Origin of the sequence: Parvibaculum sp., assembly GCF_049672805.1 — a bacterium.
Taxonomy (GTDB): domain Bacteria; phylum Pseudomonadota; class Alphaproteobacteria; order Parvibaculales; family Parvibaculaceae; genus Parvibaculum.
Map to the genome: position 1 here is coordinate 1 of NZ_JBATWS010000312.1, position 16,209 is coordinate 16,209.

General features: G+C 62.4%; 15 protein-coding genes. 8 read left to right on the plus strand and 7 right to left on the minus strand.

Going from position 1 to position 16,209, the window contains the following annotated elements; translation table 11 throughout:
- Together WBF74_RS09900 and WBF74_RS09905 are read right to left on the minus strand one after the other, a co-directional pair.
- Nucleotides 1–730 (minus strand): FAD-binding oxidoreductase (locus tag WBF74_RS09900; RefSeq protein ID WP_424438920.1); only part of this gene is annotated, 730 nt, incomplete at its 3' end.
- 52 nt (nt 731–782) lie between these two features.
- Complete coding sequence (locus WBF74_RS09905) at nt 783–2,153, minus strand: serine hydrolase domain-containing protein (protein WP_424438923.1); 1,371 nt, start codon at nt 2,151–2,153, stop codon at nt 783–785.
- 165 nt (nt 2,154–2,318) lie between these two features.
- Here WBF74_RS09905 and WBF74_RS09910 point away from each other — a divergent pair, with 165 nt between their 5' ends.
- A complete protein-coding gene (locus tag WBF74_RS09910) occupies nt 2,319–3,194 on the plus strand; it encodes a VOC family protein (protein WP_424438926.1) in 876 nt (291 codons plus the stop codon).
- On the opposite strand, the gene WBF74_RS09915 is transcribed toward WBF74_RS09910, so the two are convergent.
- Nucleotides 3,191–4,168, minus strand: a complete 978-nt coding sequence (locus WBF74_RS09915; RefSeq protein WP_424438929.1) for an L-threonylcarbamoyladenylate synthase — start codon at nt 4,166–4,168, stop codon at nt 3,191–3,193. The two genes, WBF74_RS09910 and WBF74_RS09915, sit on opposite strands and share 4 nt — an antisense overlap.
- Nucleotides 4,169–4,262: 94 nt before the next feature.
- Between WBF74_RS09915 and WBF74_RS09920 the strand changes: the two genes are divergently transcribed.
- The 7 genes from WBF74_RS09920 to WBF74_RS09950 all read left to right on the plus strand — a co-directional run bounded on the left by WBF74_RS09920 (nt 4,263) and on the right by WBF74_RS09950 (nt 12,720).
- Complete coding sequence (locus WBF74_RS09920; protein ID WP_424438932.1) at nt 4,263–6,029, plus strand: acyl-CoA dehydrogenase; 1,767 nt, start codon at nt 4,263–4,265, stop codon at nt 6,027–6,029.
- Between the two features lie 123 nt (nt 6,030–6,152).
- Complete coding sequence (locus WBF74_RS09925) at nt 6,153–7,208, plus strand: MBL fold metallo-hydrolase (RefSeq protein WP_424438935.1); 1,056 nt, start codon at nt 6,153–6,155, stop codon at nt 7,206–7,208.
- A gap of 45 nt (nt 7,209–7,253) precedes the next feature.
- Entirely contained in the window at nt 7,254–8,183 is a 930-nt protein-coding gene (locus WBF74_RS09930; protein WP_424438938.1) for a histone deacetylase family protein, read from the plus strand.
- Nucleotides 8,184–8,210: 27 nt separating this feature from the next.
- Nucleotides 8,211–8,471, plus strand: a complete 261-nt coding sequence (locus WBF74_RS09935; RefSeq protein WP_424438941.1) for an exodeoxyribonuclease VII small subunit — start codon at nt 8,211–8,213, stop codon at nt 8,469–8,471.
- 14 nt (nt 8,472–8,485) lie between these two features.
- Complete coding sequence (locus tag WBF74_RS09940) at nt 8,486–9,394, plus strand: polyprenyl synthetase family protein (protein WP_424438944.1); 909 nt, start codon at nt 8,486–8,488, stop codon at nt 9,392–9,394.
- A 99-nt stretch (nt 9,395–9,493) separates the two neighbouring features.
- Nucleotides 9,494–11,440: a 1-deoxy-D-xylulose-5-phosphate synthase gene (gene dxs / locus WBF74_RS09945; RefSeq protein WP_424438947.1), complete on the plus strand. Its 1,947-nt coding sequence runs from the start codon at nt 9,494–9,496 to the stop codon at nt 11,438–11,440.
- Between the two features lie 32 nt (nt 11,441–11,472).
- Nucleotides 11,473–12,720 carry a class I SAM-dependent RNA methyltransferase gene (locus WBF74_RS09950; protein WP_424438950.1) on the plus strand — a complete coding sequence of 416 codons (1,248 nt, stop codon included), beginning with the start codon at nt 11,473–11,475 and terminating at the stop codon, nt 12,718–12,720.
- Between the two features lie 23 nt (nt 12,721–12,743).
- Here the strand turns inward: WBF74_RS09950 and aroC are convergent, their stop codons facing one another.
- The 4 genes from aroC to WBF74_RS09970 form a co-directional block, all read right to left on the minus strand.
- The gene (gene aroC, locus WBF74_RS09955) at nt 12,744–13,826 is read right to left on the minus strand and encodes a chorismate synthase (protein ID WP_424438953.1); all 1,083 of its coding nucleotides are present in this window, start codon (nt 13,824–13,826) and stop codon (nt 12,744–12,746) included.
- A 71-nt stretch (nt 13,827–13,897) separates the two neighbouring features.
- On the minus strand, nt 13,898–14,737 hold the full coding sequence (fabI, locus tag WBF74_RS09960; protein WP_424438956.1) for an enoyl-ACP reductase FabI: 840 nt from the start codon (nt 14,735–14,737) through the stop codon (nt 13,898–13,900).
- A 130-nt stretch (nt 14,738–14,867) separates the two neighbouring features.
- Nucleotides 14,868–15,782, minus strand: a complete 915-nt coding sequence (locus WBF74_RS09965; protein ID WP_424438959.1) for a DnaJ C-terminal domain-containing protein — start codon at nt 15,780–15,782, stop codon at nt 14,868–14,870.
- 71 nt (nt 15,783–15,853) lie between these two features.
- The coding region (locus tag WBF74_RS09970) for a tetratricopeptide repeat protein (RefSeq protein WP_424438962.1) at nt 15,854–16,209 on the minus strand (356 nt) is incomplete at its 5' end.

The window sequence follows — 16,209 nt, forward strand, 5'->3', positions numbered from 1 at the left end:
CAGCGATACGCAGCAGCATGACGGCAGACGCGACATCGGGCACGGCAGCAAAGGCAGTGGATACAGCCTGCGGGCGCGGAAAGAGTTTCAGAACGGCGCCGGTGATAATGCCGAGCGTGCCTTCCGAGCCGAGGAAAAGCTGTTTCAGATCATAGCCCGTATTATCCTTGCGCAGCCCCGTAAGCCCGTTCCAGATGTCGCCATTTGCGAGAACCACTTCGAGGCCAAGCACGAGATCGCGCGCGTTCCCGTAACGCAGAACTTGCGTGCCGCCTGCATTGGTGGAAAGAACGCCACCGATCTGGCAGGTGCCTTCCGAGGCAAGGCTGAGCGGGAAAAGCCGGTCGCCAGATGCAGCCGCTTCCTGCGCGGCAGCGAGTGTCACGCCTGCATCGACTGTCAGCGTATTGTTCACTGCATCAATCGCGCGCACCTGGTTCATGCGCGAGAGGGAAAGCACGATGGCGTCCCCGCTCTGATCCGGCATCTGCCCGCCGACAAGGCCGGTATTTCCTCCCTGCGGCACAACGGCAATGCCCGCTTCATGCGCAATACGCATGATGGCGGAAACCTCCTCCACCGATGACGGACGCAGAACCGCTGCCGCGCGACCGGCAAAGAGTTCGCGCCGCTCCTGGAGATAGGGCGCCATATCGACTTCATCGGTGAGAAAACCTTTCTCGCCGGTGATCTCCTTGAGGCGTGCCAATATGTCTTGTGTCGGTTTCATGCGAGGTGGCCCGAAAAGAGTGGAGAGCAGAGCATAGCGCGAATTGGGCACGTTACCCCAATCGCCGATGCGCCCTCACGCCGGTATGGAGATAAAGCGCGCGGCCCTCTGCGTCCCTTTCCAGAAAATGATAGGTCGCAGCGCGTGTATAGCCCGGTGCCGTGCCGAGAAAGAGCGTTTCGCTCACAGGCAGAAGCTCGACCTCATAAGCCCCTTGCAAGGCCGCGAAATCCGCTGACGGCCTGTGGCGCGCAACGAGCTTTCCGTCGTTCTCGTACACTTCTACCGTACCACTCGCCTTGCCATAGGTGCCGATGAGCGGCGCGGTGTCAGGGGTGAGAGACGTGTCGGGCATCAGAGGTTGAGGCGGGGCGACGCCTGTCGCCTCTGCAAACACGGCTTGCATCAGCTCATCGGCAAGACCCTTGCCATTGCCGCCATTGGTGAGGAGCGCAAGCGCGGTGCCGCTTTCCGGGTGATAACGCAGCCATGAGGCCTGCCCGATGGTCGAGCCATCATGCCCGAACATTTCATATTGCCCGTCGCCATTCCGATCCCAGAGGAAGGTCGCAAGGCCGATCGCGTCGATATTCATGCGGGGCGGGCAGGTGGTGGTCGCGCGGTGCATGGCAGCCACGCTGGCGGACGAGAGAATGCGTGTCCCGTCGGCGCTCACACCGTCGGCCATCATCATCCGCGCAAAGGCGATCACGTCCCGCGCTTTCGCCATGGGCATGGAGCCTGCAGGCGCGTTTGATTGTGCAAGATAGGCGATGGGCGTCACCATCAATGCGCCCGGCGCGCCGACATGGCCAATCGCGGTCTGATAACGCATGGCCTGCTCGGGCAGCGTTGAGAAGGAAGGCGTGCCAAGCGGCTTTGCGAGACGGGTGCGCACCGCCTTGTCCCAGCCTATGCCGGAGGCAACTTCCACCAGGCGGCCCGCAAGCACAAAACCGGCATTGCAATAGGAAAACATCGCACCGAGCGGATGCACCTGCGCGACATCCTTCAGCAGATGAACATATTTCCCGATCCGGTCCTCACCGCGCCCGGCGTCCTTGAAGAAATCACCATCAATGCCGCTCGTATGGTTGAGCAGATGGCGAAGCGTCAGGCGGGCAGCCACGTCTTCGTCCGGCAGCGCAAAATCAGGCAGCACGGCGCGAATGGGCTGGTCGAGTTCAAGCTTGCCTTCCTCGACAAGCTGAAGGCAGAGCGCCGCCGTATAGAGCTTGGTGATGGAGCCGATCTGGAAAAGCGTGTCGGTCGTGACAGGCACTTTGGTTTCGATGTTGCAGACACCCGTCGCCACCTCTGACAGCGCGCCATCCGTCCATACCGCCAGAACAGCCCCCGGCACGTCATATTGCCGCGCAAGCGTGTTGAGTTTTTCCTGAAGGGCGGCGGCAGAAAAAGGCATCCGGGAAGTCTCACATCCATTCGTGCAAGGATAAAGAGAGCGGCTCTCCATCGAAGGGACGATCATACACCAGCCGGAAGATGGCGGGGATAAGTATGAGCGCCGCTCTGGCGAGCCTGCCGGAATGCTTATAGAGTGCCGCCTTTCTTGCCGAGGGAGCGTTCCATGGGTTCATTCACGAGTGTTGACCATCTCATCATCGCGGTCCGCGATCTCGATGAGGCGGAGAAAACCTACAATCAGATTTTTGGCCGCTCCCCGTCTTGGAAGGGCATTCATCCCGGCATGGGCTCGGCGAATATTCTCTATCGGCTCGGCAATACCTATGTTGAGCTGTTCGGCCCCTCCGGCGAGGGACCGAACGGGGATATGCTGCGCGCTCATCTCGAGGAGAAGGGCGAGGGCATGTTCGGCGTGGTCTTTGGCACCAATGATGCGGTGGCAAGGATTGCCTCCTTGCGTGAAAAGGGCGTTCCCGCAGGCGACCCGGTGGATGGATTGGGCCGGGATGTTATGACAGGCGCAGAGCGGCGCTGGCGCACTTTCGGTCTGCCGCGCGAGACGATGCGCGGCCTCTTTTCCTTCGGTATCCAGCATCTGAGCGCCGCCGATGCGCTGCCGCCGGCACCGCTGCTTGAAGGCGTGTCAGAGGCAGAGGCCGTGTCCGCCTGCGATCATGTCGTGGTGATGACGCCCGATGCCGAAGCCTGCAAGGCGCTTTATGGCGACAAATTCGGCATCCGCCTCGCCCTCGACCATACGAAGCCCGAATGGGGTGTCCGCCAGCTTTTCTTCCGGCTGGGCGGGCTGACGCTTGAAGTGGTGGAACCGCTCGACAAGGCGAAGGCACCCAAGGCCGATCACTATTGGGGTGTCGCCTGGCAGGTGACAGATGCGGCGGGTGCTGCCGAACGCATGGCGAAGGCGGGGCTTGATGTGTCGGAAGTGCGCAAGGGCCGCAAGCCAGGCACGGAGGTCGCGACCATCCGCAAGCCGACCTGTGGTGTGCCGACGCTTCTCATCTCGCAGGGGGCTGCCTAGTTCTTCGGTGCGGCGGCCCGCTTCAGCCGGTCATTGATCGCCTCGCCAAGCCCGTCCGTCGGGATCGGCATGACGGCAATGCACCGGCCACCGGCCTGCGCATCAAGCGCGCGGAGCATGGCGAAAAGATTGGCCGCCGCTTCCCGAAGATCCCCCCTGGGCGAAAGGTTCAGAACCGTCGCTGCTTCCGGCACCGTGGGTCCGAAAGCGAGCAGCACTTCATCGCCTGACACACGCTCCGCATTGAGGCGGAGCGGGGAGCCAGGCGCATAGTGGCTTTCAAGCTGGCCGGGAGAGGCACGGCCTTCCTCGCCTGATGTCGCATCCGCATCGGCAAGGGGTGCGCCAAGCACCGTCTCGATTTCTTCCCGCGCGACCGCACCGGGGCGCAGCAGCGTCGGCACGCCGCCCGGAAAGCCGATCACGCTGGATTCAAGGCCGAGCGGGCAGGCACCGCCATCAAGCACAAAGGCAAGCTGTGCTGCCTCGCCAAGCCCTTCCATCACATGCGCCGCCGTTGTGGGACTGACCCGACCGGACGGATTGGCGGAAGGGGCGGCAATCGGCCTCCCTGCGCCGGCGAGCAGCGCCTGCGCGACCGGATGGTTCGGCACGCGAATGGCAACCGTGTCGAGCCCGGCGCTTACCAGAAGCGAAAGCGGTGTCTCTGCCCGGCGCGGCAGGACAAGCGTTATGCCGCCCGGCCAGAAGGCACGGGCGAGCTTTTCTGCGGCCGGATTGAAAAGGCAATGCCGCGCCGCTTCCTCGAAGTCCGAGACATGCACGATCAGCGGGTTGAAACGGGGGCGGCCCTTCGCTTCGAAAATGCTCGCGACTGCCTCATCATTGGTCGCATCCGCGCCGAGGCCATAGACAGTCTCGGTCGGAAAGGCGACAAGGCGGCCTTCGCGGATCGCGATACCCGCTTTTTCCGTTGCGTCCGCCGTTGCAGTGAGGCATTCCGCCACTTTCATCCATCCTTCCGCCCGGTACAATCGGGACTAAGAATATATCAATCAGGCCCGATACCAGTTTTTCCGGTGCCTTTCAGTCTTTTCAGGAGTGTTCATGACATATCGTCCGCCGGTTCGCGACATGGCTTACACGCTGAACGAGGTCGCCGGTCTGTCCGGGCTTCTGGGGTCGGGCCCTTTTGAGGAGATTTCCGCCGATCTCGTCGAGTCCGTCATGGAGGAAGGCGCGAAGCTCGCCGCCGATGTGCTGGCCCCGCTGAACCGTTCGGGCGATGCTGAAGGCGCGAAGCTTGGCGAGAAGGGCGTCTCCGTGCCCGCAGGCTTTGCGGATGCCTACAAGCAATGGGTGGAAGGTGGCTGGGGCAGCATTGCCGCCACGCCGGAATTTGGCGGGCAGGGGCTTCCCGTCGCCCTCTCGGTTGCGATGCAGGAAATGTGGAATGCCGCCTGCATGTCTTTCGGCCTCTGTCCGATCCTCTCGCAAGGTGCCATCGAGGCGCTCACCGCGCATGGCACGCCGGAGCAGAAGGAATGCTATCTGCCGAAGCTCATCTCCGGTGAGTGGACCGGCACGATGAACCTGACCGAACCGCAGGCAGGCTCCGACCTCAACGCGCTGAAGGCGAAGGCCGTGCCGCAGGGTGACGGTACCTATCGCATCACCGGCACGAAAATCTTCATCACCTATGGCGACCACGATATGACGGACAATATCGTCCATCTCGTGCTGGCGCGCCTGCCGGATGCACCGGCGGGCACCAAGGGCATCTCGCTTTTCCTCGTGCCGAAATTCCTTGTGAATGAGGACGGTTCGCTCGGCGAGCGCAACGATGCTTATTGCATCGGCATTGAAGAAAAGCTCGGCATTCATGGCAGCCCCACCTGCACCATGTCCTATGGCGAGAATGGCGGCGCGATTGGTTGGCTGATCGGTGAAGAAAATCGCGGCCTCGCCTGCATGTTCACCATGATGAACAATGCACGCCTGCTTGTCGGCACGCAGGGCGTGGCCATTGCGGAAGCGGCTTATCAGCATGCCCTCGCCTATGCGAAGGAGCGCAAACAGGGGCGGCCCGTCGGCTCTGATCTGGCACCCGGCGAAATGGTGCCGATCATCGAACATCCCGATATTCGCCGCACGCTCTACACCATGAAGTCGATGACGGAAGCCGCGCGCGCAATCTGCTACGCGACGGCCGTGGCGATTGACGGGGCCGAAGTTGCTGCAACGGAGGAAGCGCGCCGCGCCGCGCAAGCCCGCGCCGACCTGCTGACGCCGATTGCCAAATCTTTCTCGACCGATATCGGCTTTGAGGTAGCCTCGCTCGGCGTGCAAATTCACGGCGGCATGGGCTTCGTTGAAGAAACGGGCGCGGCGCAGTTCCTGCGGGATGCGCGCATTTTGCCGATCTATGAAGGCACGAATGGCATTCAGGCCATCGATCTTGTTTCGCGCAAGCTGCCGCTCGGCAATGGCGAGGTGGTGCGGAGCTTCATCAATGAAATGCGTCAGACGGCGCAGGAAGCGCGGTCGTCGAATGACGAGCTGCGGACGCGCATCGGCGCCGCGCTTGATGAGGCGCTGGACACGCTCGACAAGGCGACGGACTACATGCTCGCCAATCTGAAATCAGCACCGAATGACTGTCTTGCAGGCGCCACGCCGTATCTGCGCCTTTTCGGCACGGCGGCAGGCGGGCATTTCCTCGCCCGTGCCGCGGCGGACGGGGCATCCCCCGCGCGCCGGGCAATGGCGCAATTCTATGCGTCCGCTATTTTGCCCGGCGTTCATGGTCTGCTCGCCCCCGCCACGGCTGGTGGCGAAAGCCTCTACACGCTCGGCGCGGACGATCTGGGGTAATCCGCACTGCCGGATGCCGTAGCGGAAAACAGGTTGATGGGGGCGTCGGTTTGACGCGCCCCGCCCATGCGCCTATCACGAACGCTTGCGCATAGTAGCGCACCGCACCTGTCGAGAGCGTTCATGTCCGATATTTCCCAGGCTCCCATCGAGAGCAACAATCTGCACTACCCGTTCGAGCGGGTGCCGGGTCCGGCGGAAATGATGCAGGTCGCGCCCGGCATATTCTGGGTGCGCATGCCGCTTCCCTTCCAGCTTGACCATATCAATCTCTGGTTGCTGGAAGATGGTGATGGCTGGACGGTGGTGGATACGGGCGTTGCCTCCGATGAAGTGAAGGCGCTCTGGCGGCAGATATTTCAGACAGGTCTGAACGGCAAACCGGTAACGGGCCTCGTTGTCACGCATCTCCATCCCGATCATGTCGGGCTCGCCGGCTGGTTCACCCGCAAATGGGGGATCGAGCTGCGCATGTCGCGCACGGATTTCCTGATGTGCCGCAACCTCGTGCTGGATACGGGGCGCGACGCGCCGAAGGAAGCGCTCGATTTCTACCGCGCGGCGGGCTTCAGCGAGCGCGGGATCGAGAGCTACCGCAAACGCTTCGGCGGCTTCGGCGAGCGCGTCTCGCGGCTGCCGGATATTTTCCGCCGCCTGCGCGAAGGGGATGAGCTTCAGATCGGCGGGCGCACATGGCGCGTCGTGATCGGGAGCGGCCATGCGCCGGAACATGTCTGCCTATTCTGCGAGGAAGACCGCATCCTGATTTCCGGCGATCAGGTGCTGCCGCGCATCTCGTCCAATGTCAGTCTTCATCCGACCGAGGCTTACGAAAACCCGCTCGAAGACTGGATCGAAAGCTGCAAGCGTATCCGCGCCGAGCTGCCGCATGATGTGCTGGTGCTGCCCGCTCATAATGAGCCTTTCTACGGGCTGCATGAGCGTCTGACGCAGCTCATCGACGGGCATGAGGAAGGTCTCGCCAGGCTGCTCGACATGCTGGAGGAACCGTGCCGCGCGATTGACGTGTTCCCCGCGCTCTTCAAGCGCAAGATTGGACCGGAAGTCTTCTTCATGGCGACGGGCGAGAGCCTTGCCCATCTGAACTGCCTGCTTGGCCGGAGGCTCATCACCGTGAGCCGCGACGAAAAGGGCGTGAACTGGTATCGCCGCGCCTGACAGCCCTTTTTCGGGGCCGACGGAAAGCTGTGCTAGGGTTTCAGGATGACCACGCTTCTCGTCACCCATTCCGCCTGTTTCAAGCATGAAACGCCGCCCGGCCACCCGGAAAATGTGGAGCGGCTGCGTGCTGTGCTTGGCGTGCTTGAAGCGGAAGAATTCATGCTGCTGGAGCGCGTGGAAGCGCCGCGCGCCACCCGGGAGCAGATCGGGCGGGTTCATACGGAAGGCCATATCGAATTCATCGAAGGTTCGGCTCCTTCGGAGGGCTTCCGCCGCATAGATGCCGATACCGCCATGTCACCCGGCTCGCTGGAAGCTGCCTATCGCGCGGCGGGCGCTGTCGTTTATGGCGTAGATGAGGTGATGGCGGGCAGGGCGCGCAATGTCTTTTGCGCCGTGCGCCCGCCCGGGCATCACGCCGAACCGTTGACGGCGATGGGCTTCTGCCTCTTCAACAATATTGCCATTGGCGCCCTTCATGCGCGGGAGGCGCATGGCTGCGCGCGTGTCGCAGTGGTGGATTTCGACGTGCATCACGGCAATGGCACGCAGGCGGCTTTCGAGTGCGATCCCTCGCTCCTCTATATCTCCACGCATCAATGGCCACTCTATCCCGGAACGGGCCGGGCGAATGAGCACGGGCTTGGCAATATCTATAATCGCTGCCTGCCGCCGGGTGCGGGTTCCGAAGAGTTCCGTGCCGCCATCGACAATGCGATCATTCCGACGCTTGACCAATTCCGCCCCGAATTCATCTTCATTTCGGCGGGTTTCGATGCGCATGTATCAGACCCGCTTGCCAATCTCTGCCTCACCGAGTCGGATTTCGGCTACGCGACAGCCGAGATCGTGAAGGCAGCGGACCGTCTTTGCGGCGGCCGCGTTGTCTCCGCGCTTGAGGGGGGGTATGACTTGGAAGCCTTGGCGGCAAGCACGAGAGCCCATGTGAGAGCGCTCATGCTGGCTGCCTGAGAACCGCCCGCCGATCAGGAGAAACCCATGTCTGCCGCGAAATCCGAAGCCGAGAAGGATATCGAGAAGCTGAGCTTCGAGGAGGCACTGGCGCAGCTTGAAAGGATCGTCACCCAGCTTGAATCGGGCGAAGCACCGCTTGAAAAATCGATCGAACTTTACGAGCGGGGAACGGCGCTGAAGGCGCATTGCGAGGCGCGGCTCAAGGTGGCGGAAGCGAAAGTCGAGAAGATTACGCTCTCGGCGACCGGCGAGCCGACGGGCACCGGCCCGCTCGACATCGACTGATGTCGGGCCCGGAGATGACCGTCATCAACGGAGCGGACAGCGCTTTCGAGGCGGCGCTTGCAGCCTGCGCGGCTGAGGCAACTGCCATGCTCGACCGGCTGCTGCCCCGCCCGGAAGGGCCGGAGGCGCGGCTGATAGAGGCCATGCGCTATGCGGCGCTGGGCGGCGGCAAGCGTTTCCGCCCCTTTCTCGTCTGCCAGAGCGCGCGGCTGTTCGGCGTTTCCTCGGAAGCGGCGCTTCGTGTCGCCTCGGCGGTTGAATGTGTCCATATCTACTCGCTCGTGCATGACGATCTGCCCTGCATGGATGATGACGATATGCGCCACGGCGCGCCGACCGTTCATCGCCAATATGATGAGGCAACGGCGGTTCTCGCCGGTGATGCGCTACTGACCTTTGCCTTTGATATTCTGGGCGATCCCGAAACCCATGAGCGCGCCCGGGTGCGGATCGAACTGGTACGCCGCCTCGCCGCTGCTGCGGGGGCAAGGGGCATGGTGGGCGGCCAGATGATCGATCTTACGAGCGAGGGCCAGACGCTCGACATGCACGGCATCACCCGCCTTCAGAAGCTGAAGACAGGCGCGCTGATTACCTTCTCCTGCGAGGCAGGGGCTATTCTCGGGCGGGCATCGCCCGAGCCGCTTCAGGCGCTGCGTGCCTACTCACACGATCTTGGTCTTGCCTACCAGATCACCGACGATCTGCTTGATGCAGAAGGCGACGCGGCCATGATGGGCAAGGCGGTCGGCAAGGATTCGGCGGTCGGCAAGGCGACCTTTGTTTCCATTCTGGGTATCGACCGCGCGCGCGACCAGGCCCGAATGTTGGCCGATCAGGCCGTTCAACACCTTGATTTGTTTGATGAAAGAGCCGACCTTTTGCGTCAGGCGGCTCGTTTCGTTATAACCCGGCGCAACTGAAAGCCATCTTCGATTTCGGGGCGCGCTGCACCATGTAGCGAGCTGTCGGTTGAAGGGCAGTGAGCCCTCTTTCTGGCCTTGTAACGGCCGAGGTGAGTATTGAGCAGCAAACTCTCGACCCCCTTGCTCGACCGGGTGCGGACCCCGGCGGATCTGCGCGCGCTCCCTGAATCCGATCTCGTGCAGCTTGCAAACGAGCTGCGCGCGGAAGTGATCGACGCTGTCTCGCAAACCGGGGGGCATCTGGGCGCGGGGCTTGGCGTGGTCGAACTGACCGTGGCGCTGCATTACGTCTTCAACACGCCCGAAGATCGGCTCATCTGGGATGTCGGCCATCAAGCCTATCCACACAAGGTGCTGACAGGGCGACGCGACCGCATCCGCACGCTGCGGCAGGGGGGCGGACTTTCCGGCTTCACCAAGCGCGGCGAAAGCGAATACGACCCCTTTGGCGCGGCCCATTCCTCGACCTCGATTTCATCCGGTCTCGGCATGGCGGTCGCCCGCGATCTGAGCGGCGGCAACAATAATGTCGTGGCGGTGATCGGCGATGGTGCCATGTCGGCTGGCATGGCCTATGAGGCGATGAACAATGCCGGCTCGATGGACAGCCGCCTCATCATCATTCTGAACGACAATGACATGTCGATTGCGCCGCCTGTGGGCGCAATGAGCGCCTATCTCGCGCGGCTTCTTTCAGGCGGTGCCTATCGCTCCATGCGCCATCTGGGCAAGCAGCTTGCCAAGCTCCTGCCAAAGCGGTTGGAAGAAAGCGCGCGCCGCGCCGAAGAATTTGCGCGCGGCATGGCGACGGGCGGGACACTCTTTGAAGAACTCGGCCTTTATTATGTGGGGCCGATTGACGGGCATAATTTCGATCACCTCCTGCCCGTGCTGAAAAATGTGCGTGACGCGCGCGAAGGGCCGATCCTTGTCCATGTCGTGACGCAGAAGGGCAAGGGTTATGCGCCCGCCGAAGCCTCGGCCGACAAATATCACGGCGTCAGCAAGTTTGACGTGGTGACGGGCGCGCAGGCAAAGGCAAAAGCCAATGCGCCAAGCTACACAAAGGTCTTTGCCGACAGCCTGATCGCTCATGCGGAGCGCGATGAGAAAATCGTCGCCGTCACCGCGGCCATGCCTTCCGGCACGGGGCTTGATCTTTTCGGCGAGCGTTTCCCGAAGCGCACCTTTGATGTCGGCATTGCCGAGCAGCATGGCGTTACCTTTGCGGCGGGCCTTGCTGCGGAAGGCTACAAGCCTTTCGCCGCCATCTATTCGACCTTCCTGCAGCGCGGCTATGATCAGGTCGTGCATGATGTGGCGATCCAGCGCCTGCCGGTTCGCTTCGCGATAGATCGTGCGGGCCTCGTCGGTGCAGACGGGCCGACCCATGCGGGCGCCTACGACATCACCTTTCTCGCCTGCCTGCCGGATTTCGTCATCATGGCAGCCGCAGATGAAGCGGAACTCATGCATATGGTGGCAACGGCGGTCGAGATTGATGACCGCCCTTCCGCCTTCCGCTATCCGCGCGGCGAAGGTGTGGGCGTGGATATGCCGGCCATCGGTACGCCGCTTGAAATCGGCAAGGGCCGCATCATCCGTGAAGGCACAAAAGTTGCGATCCTTTCGCTCGGAACGCGCCTTGCGGAATCCCTGAAGGCAGCAGAGCAGCTTGGTGCGCTCGGCCTTTCGACAACGGTTGCGGATGCGCGCTTTGCGAAACCGCTCGACACCGATCTCGTGGCGCGGCTCGCGCGTGAACATGAAGTGCTGGTGACGGTTGAAGAAGGCTCGATTGGCGGCTTTGGCAGCCATGTGCTCGACTTCCTCGCGCACTCCGGTGTGCTTGATCGCGGCCTCAAGGTGCGCCCGCTTGCGCTGCCAGATATATTCATCGATCACGACAAGCCTGAACTGATGTATGACAAGGCGGGGCTCAATGCCGCGCAAATCGTGGAAACGGTGCTGGCGGCGCTTGGCGGGCGTGAAACGGCAATCGCGAGTCTTCGCGAGATTGCCTCGCCGACAAAGCTCGTCTGAAAGGTCATGCCGGTTTCGGCTGTAATCCTTGAATGAACACAGAAATCGATGTGAAGATCACCCGGCTCGGCGCGCAAGGTGATGGCGTTGCCGAGAGTGAGGGGGCTTCTCTCTTCGTGCCTTATGTGCTGCCGGGCGAAACTGTGCGCGTCGCGCCGCAGGACGGCGATCGCGCGGCACTTCTGAAAGTTCTGGAACCATCCCCTTCGCGCATTGCAGCGCCTTGCCGCCATTTCCGGCAATGCGGCGGCTGCGCCGTGCAACATGCAGCACCCGATTTCTATGCGGACTGGAAACATGGCCTTGTGAGCGCCGCCCTTGCTTCGCGCGGCATTGAGGCGGAGGTTGCGCCGCTTGTCACCGCCGCGCCGCGAAGCCGACGCCGTGCGACATTCGCCGCAACGCGCACGAAGAAGGATGTGATGCTCGGCTATTACGCGCGGGCAACGCATAACATCGTGGCGATCACGGAATGTCCGCTTGTTGTGCCGGAGATTGAAGAGGCGCTGCCCGCGCTTGCGCGCGCTGTCGCGCCGGGGCTTTCACGCCGCTCGCGCGCATCGCTTCTGGTCACGTCCACGGAGAACGGGCTTGATGTCGCCGTGACAGGCGGCAAGCCGCTTGACGGGGCGCTGCGTGGGGAGCTTGGCCACGAGGCGGAGGCATCGGGCTTTGCGCGCATCACATGGGATGGCGAAATCATCGCGGAGCGCCTGCCGCCGGAGATTTCTCTCTCCGGTCTGCGCGTGATGCTCCCGCCGGGCGGCTTTCTGCAACCTACACGGCAGGGCGAAGCGGCGCTGGTCGATCTCGTCCGGGAAGGCGTGGGGAAGGCAAAGCGGATCGTCGATCTTTATGCGGGGTCGGGCACATTCGCCGCTGCCTTTGCGCGCACATCTTCCGTTCACGCGGTAGAGGGCGAGAAGCGCGCGCTCGCAGCGCTTGATCGCGCGATGCGCGAGCAGGGGCCGCTGCTCGGGCTGAAGCCGGTGACAGTCGAGACGCGCGACCTGGCGCGGCGTCCGCTTCTCTCATCCGAACTCAACACATTTGACGCGGTGGTGATTGATCCGCCGCGTTCCGGTGCGCTTGCACAGGCAGAAGAGATTGCCCGTTCATCCGTACCGGTCGTTGCATCTGTTTCCTGCAATCCGGCGACGTTCGCGCGCGATGCGCGCACGCTGCTCGATGGCGGCTATCAGCTTGAACGCGTGACGCCGGTGGACCAGTTCCTCTGGTCGCCGCATCTCGAAGTGGTCGGAATATTCCGCCGCACCTAGTTACCGAAATGTCGCCGGGATGGTCAGCCGTTCTGGGCGCGGTGACGCAGCAGATGGTCGGCAAGCACGCACGCCATCATCGCTTCGCCCACAGGCACGGCGCGAATGCCGACACAGGGATCATGGCGACCTTTGGTGATGATCTCCGTGTCCTCGCCGTCCTTCGTCACCGTTTTGCGAGGCGAAAGAATGGAGGAGGTGGGCTTCACCGCAAAGCGCGCCACAATGTCCTGACCGGTGGAAATGCCGCCGAGAATGCCGCCTGCATGGTTGGAGGTGAAGGCAAGGCCTTCCGCCGTTGACTGCATCTCATCGGCATTTTCTTCGCCGGAAAGGGCAGCGGCAGCGAAGCCATCGCCAATCTCCACGCCCTTCACCGCATTGATGCTCATCAGCGCAGCAGCGAGATCACCGTCAAGCTTGCCGTAGATCGGCGCGCCAAGGCCGACGGGAACACCCGTGGCGACAAGCTCAATCACCGCACCGCAGGAGGAGCCGCTTTTGCGCACGCCATCAAGATAGGCTTCCCAGTCCTGTGCGGCCTTTGCATCCGGGCACCAGAAGGGATTGTTTTCCGTTTCTGCCCAGTCCCAGTTGTCGCGGTTTATCTTGTGCGGACCCATCTGTACCAGCGCGCCGCGTATGGTGATGGTCTCGCCAAGGATCGCGCGAGCAACAGCACCGGCAGCAACACGCGCCGCCGTCTCGCGCGCCGAAGAGCGCCCGCCGCCGCGATGATCGCGGATGCCATATTTAGCGAAATAGGTGAAGTCGGCATGGCCGGGCCGGAACTTCTGGACGATGTCGCCATAGTCTTTCGAGCGCTGATCGACATTCTCGATCATCAGCGAAATCGGCGTGCCGGTGGTGAGTTCCACCCCGTCCTCGACAAAGGTGCCCGAGAGGATTTTCACCTCGTCCGGCTCGCGGCGCTGCGTGGTGAAGCGTGACTGGCCGGGGCGGCGGCGATCCAGCCAGTGCTGGATATCGGCTGCCTTGAGCGGCAGGCGCGGTGGTGTGCCATCGACCACGCAGCCAAGGGCAGGCCCGTGGCTTTCGCCCCAGGTCGTCACACGGAAAAGATGGCCGAAGTTGTTATGCGACATCCTTGGATAGCCGGTCCCGAAGGACCGTCCTCATGCGGTGGTCCGGCTGGAGGAAATCTTACAGGAGATCGTCAGACGATGCTCATGTCCGGCGCGTCTTCCGCCTTCATGCCGACAACGTGATAGCCCGCATCGACATGATGAACTTCGCCGGTGACCCCCGAGCCCAGGTCAGAGAGAAGATAGAGCGCCGTGTTGCCCACTTCCTCAATGCTGACCGTGCGTTTCAGCGGTGAGTTGAGTTCGTTCCACTTCAGGATATAGCGGAAATCGCCAATGCCCGAAGCGGCAAGCGTCTTGATCGGTCCGGCGGAAACGGCATTCACGCGGATATTGTTGCGGCCGAGATCAACCGCGAGATAGCGCACACTCGCTTCAAGCGCGGCCTTTGCAACGCCCATGACGTTGTAATGCGGGATCACCTTTTCTGAGCCGTAATAGGTCAGCGTGACAACCGAGCCGCCGTCCGTCATCAGCTTTTCGGCGCGCTGGCAGAGCGCGGCGAGCGAATAGCAGGAAATCGCCATAGAGGCGGTGAAATTGTCGAGCGTGGTATCGACATAGCGGCCATCCAGCTCCGACTTGTCGGAATAGGCGATGGCGTGAACGAGGAAATCGAGCTTTCCCCATTCCTTCGACAGACGCTCGAAAACGGCATCCATGCTGGCCGCATCCATCACGTCGCAGGGCATGACGAGGGTGGAGCCCACCGATTCCGCCAGTGGTACGACGCGCTTTTGCAGCGCCTCGCCCTGATAGGTGAAGGCGAGTTCCGCACCATGTTCGGCGCAGGCCTTGGCAATGCCCCAGGCAATCGATCGGTTATTGGCAACGCCCATGACGAGGCCGCGTTTGCCCTTCATCAGGTTGCCCTTAATTTCCAGGCCATTGCTGGTGATGGCGTCGCTCATCGTGTCCCCGTCAATCTGCTAGCGGTCGTAAATCGTGCTGCATCCTACACAAAAGCCAAGGGGCGTCTAACAAAAAAGCCCCTTTATTTCAGGGGGTTGCCGGTCACGTTTTGCGACAGTTTGCAACGAATCATTTGTCCAGAAGGCCCTTTCGCGGGTTATGCCCGCGGCCCTCGGACCAGCTTTCGGCAAATGCCCTGAGTGCCTTGTCCTGTGTATCGGGCAGGGTAAGCGAGAGGGTCACATATTGGTCCCCGACGCTTCCGCCCGTCCCTTTCAGCCCCTTGCCGCGCAGCCGGAGCTTCGTGCCCGTATTAGAGCCGGGCGGGATCGAGAGGGAAACGGGGCCGGATATGGTCGGCACCTCTACCCGCGCGCCAAGTACCGCCTCCGGCAGGGTGACGGGCAGGGTGAGGTGAATATCCTGCTCCCGCCGCTCGAAAAAGGGATGCGGCTCGACATTCACGGTCACCAGCGCGTCACCCGCTTCCGCGCCGCCATGGCCCTCGCCCCCCTGACCCTTGAGGCGGATCTGCTTGCCGCTTTCAATGCCGGGCGGAACGGTGACATCAAGCGTCCGTCCGCCCTCAAGCCGCACGCGTTTTGTCGTGCCATTCGCCGCCTCGATAAAGCTGATACTGAGGCGATAGGTCCGGTCATCGCCGCGCGCACGAAAGACGCGCTTGCCGGCGCTGCGAATACCTTCGAAGAGTTCTGTAAAGAGATGATCGTCGGTTTCCGCTTCCGTCGCCTCCCCTGTGGCAGTATTTGCGGATGCGGGTTTTTTCTCGCGGTAGGAAGCACGGAAACCGCGTTGCCGCTCGGCAGCTTCTCTGGCGAGGCGTTCGGCTTCAAAGCGGCGGCGTGCCGCTTCATCCTTGAGCTGGTTATAGGCGGCGGTCACTTCCTGAAAGCGCGCCTGCTGGCCCGCCGTCGCCCCCTGGGCATCCGGGTGCAACTGCTTGGCGAGCTTGCGATAGGCAGCCTTCACCTCGGCATTACCCGCGCCGGGATGAAGCCCCAAAATGTCGTAAGGATCGCGCAACTGCCTGAACTCTCCGGTTGGAACCGCCGAACGGAACTGACCCAGTCTAGGCAGAGGCGCAGAAGAATTGGTTAAGGAGTGGCGCCTTCCATGCCGTCAATCACGGCAGGGGGCGGGGGCGGGGCAGTGGTGGAAGCCGCAGCATCCTCCGGCTCCGGCGCGGCCGGGCCCGGCAGGCTCGGTACGAGCTCCGTCAGCCTTTTCAGCGCCATGTCATGTCCCGACTGGGCCGCCAGCGCATACCAGGCAAGGGCGCGCGCGGGGTCGCGTTCGACGCCAAGACCCTTTTCATAAAGCACGGCGAGATTATAGCGGGCGGCGGGCACGCCCCCGATGGCGGCGGCGTGAAACCAGAAGGACGCTTTCTTGTAATCCTGCGCGGTGCCTTCGCCATTGAGATACAGGAAGGCCGTATTGACCTGTGCGG

Coding starts and splice junctions, on each gene's coding strand:
- WBF74_RS09905 (WP_424438923.1), bottom strand. CDS start 2,153: ATGCCTTTTTCTGCCGCCGCCCTTCAGGAAAAACTCAACACGCTTGCG.
- WBF74_RS09910 (WP_424438926.1), top strand. CDS start 2,319: ATGGGTTCATTCACGAGTGTTGACCATCTCATCATCGCGGTCCGCGAT.
- WBF74_RS09915 (WP_424438929.1), bottom strand. CDS start 4,168: ATGAAAGTGGCGGAATGCCTCACTGCAACGGCGGACGCAACGGAAAAA.
- WBF74_RS09920 (WP_424438932.1), top strand. CDS start 4,263: ATGACATATCGTCCGCCGGTTCGCGACATGGCTTACACGCTGAACGAG.
- WBF74_RS09925 (WP_424438935.1), top strand. CDS start 6,153: ATGTCCGATATTTCCCAGGCTCCCATCGAGAGCAACAATCTGCACTAC.
- WBF74_RS09930 (WP_424438938.1), top strand. CDS start 7,254: ATGACCACGCTTCTCGTCACCCATTCCGCCTGTTTCAAGCATGAAACG.
- WBF74_RS09935 (WP_424438941.1), top strand. CDS start 8,211: ATGTCTGCCGCGAAATCCGAAGCCGAGAAGGATATCGAGAAGCTGAGC.
- WBF74_RS09940 (WP_424438944.1), top strand. CDS start 8,486: ATGACCGTCATCAACGGAGCGGACAGCGCTTTCGAGGCGGCGCTTGCA.
- WBF74_RS09950 (WP_424438950.1), top strand. CDS start 11,473: ATGAACACAGAAATCGATGTGAAGATCACCCGGCTCGGCGCGCAAGGT.
- aroC (WP_424438953.1), bottom strand. CDS start 13,826: ATGTCGCATAACAACTTCGGCCATCTTTTCCGTGTGACGACCTGGGGC.
- fabI (WP_424438956.1), bottom strand. CDS start 14,737: ATGAGCGACGCCATCACCAGCAATGGCCTGGAAATTAAGGGCAACCTG.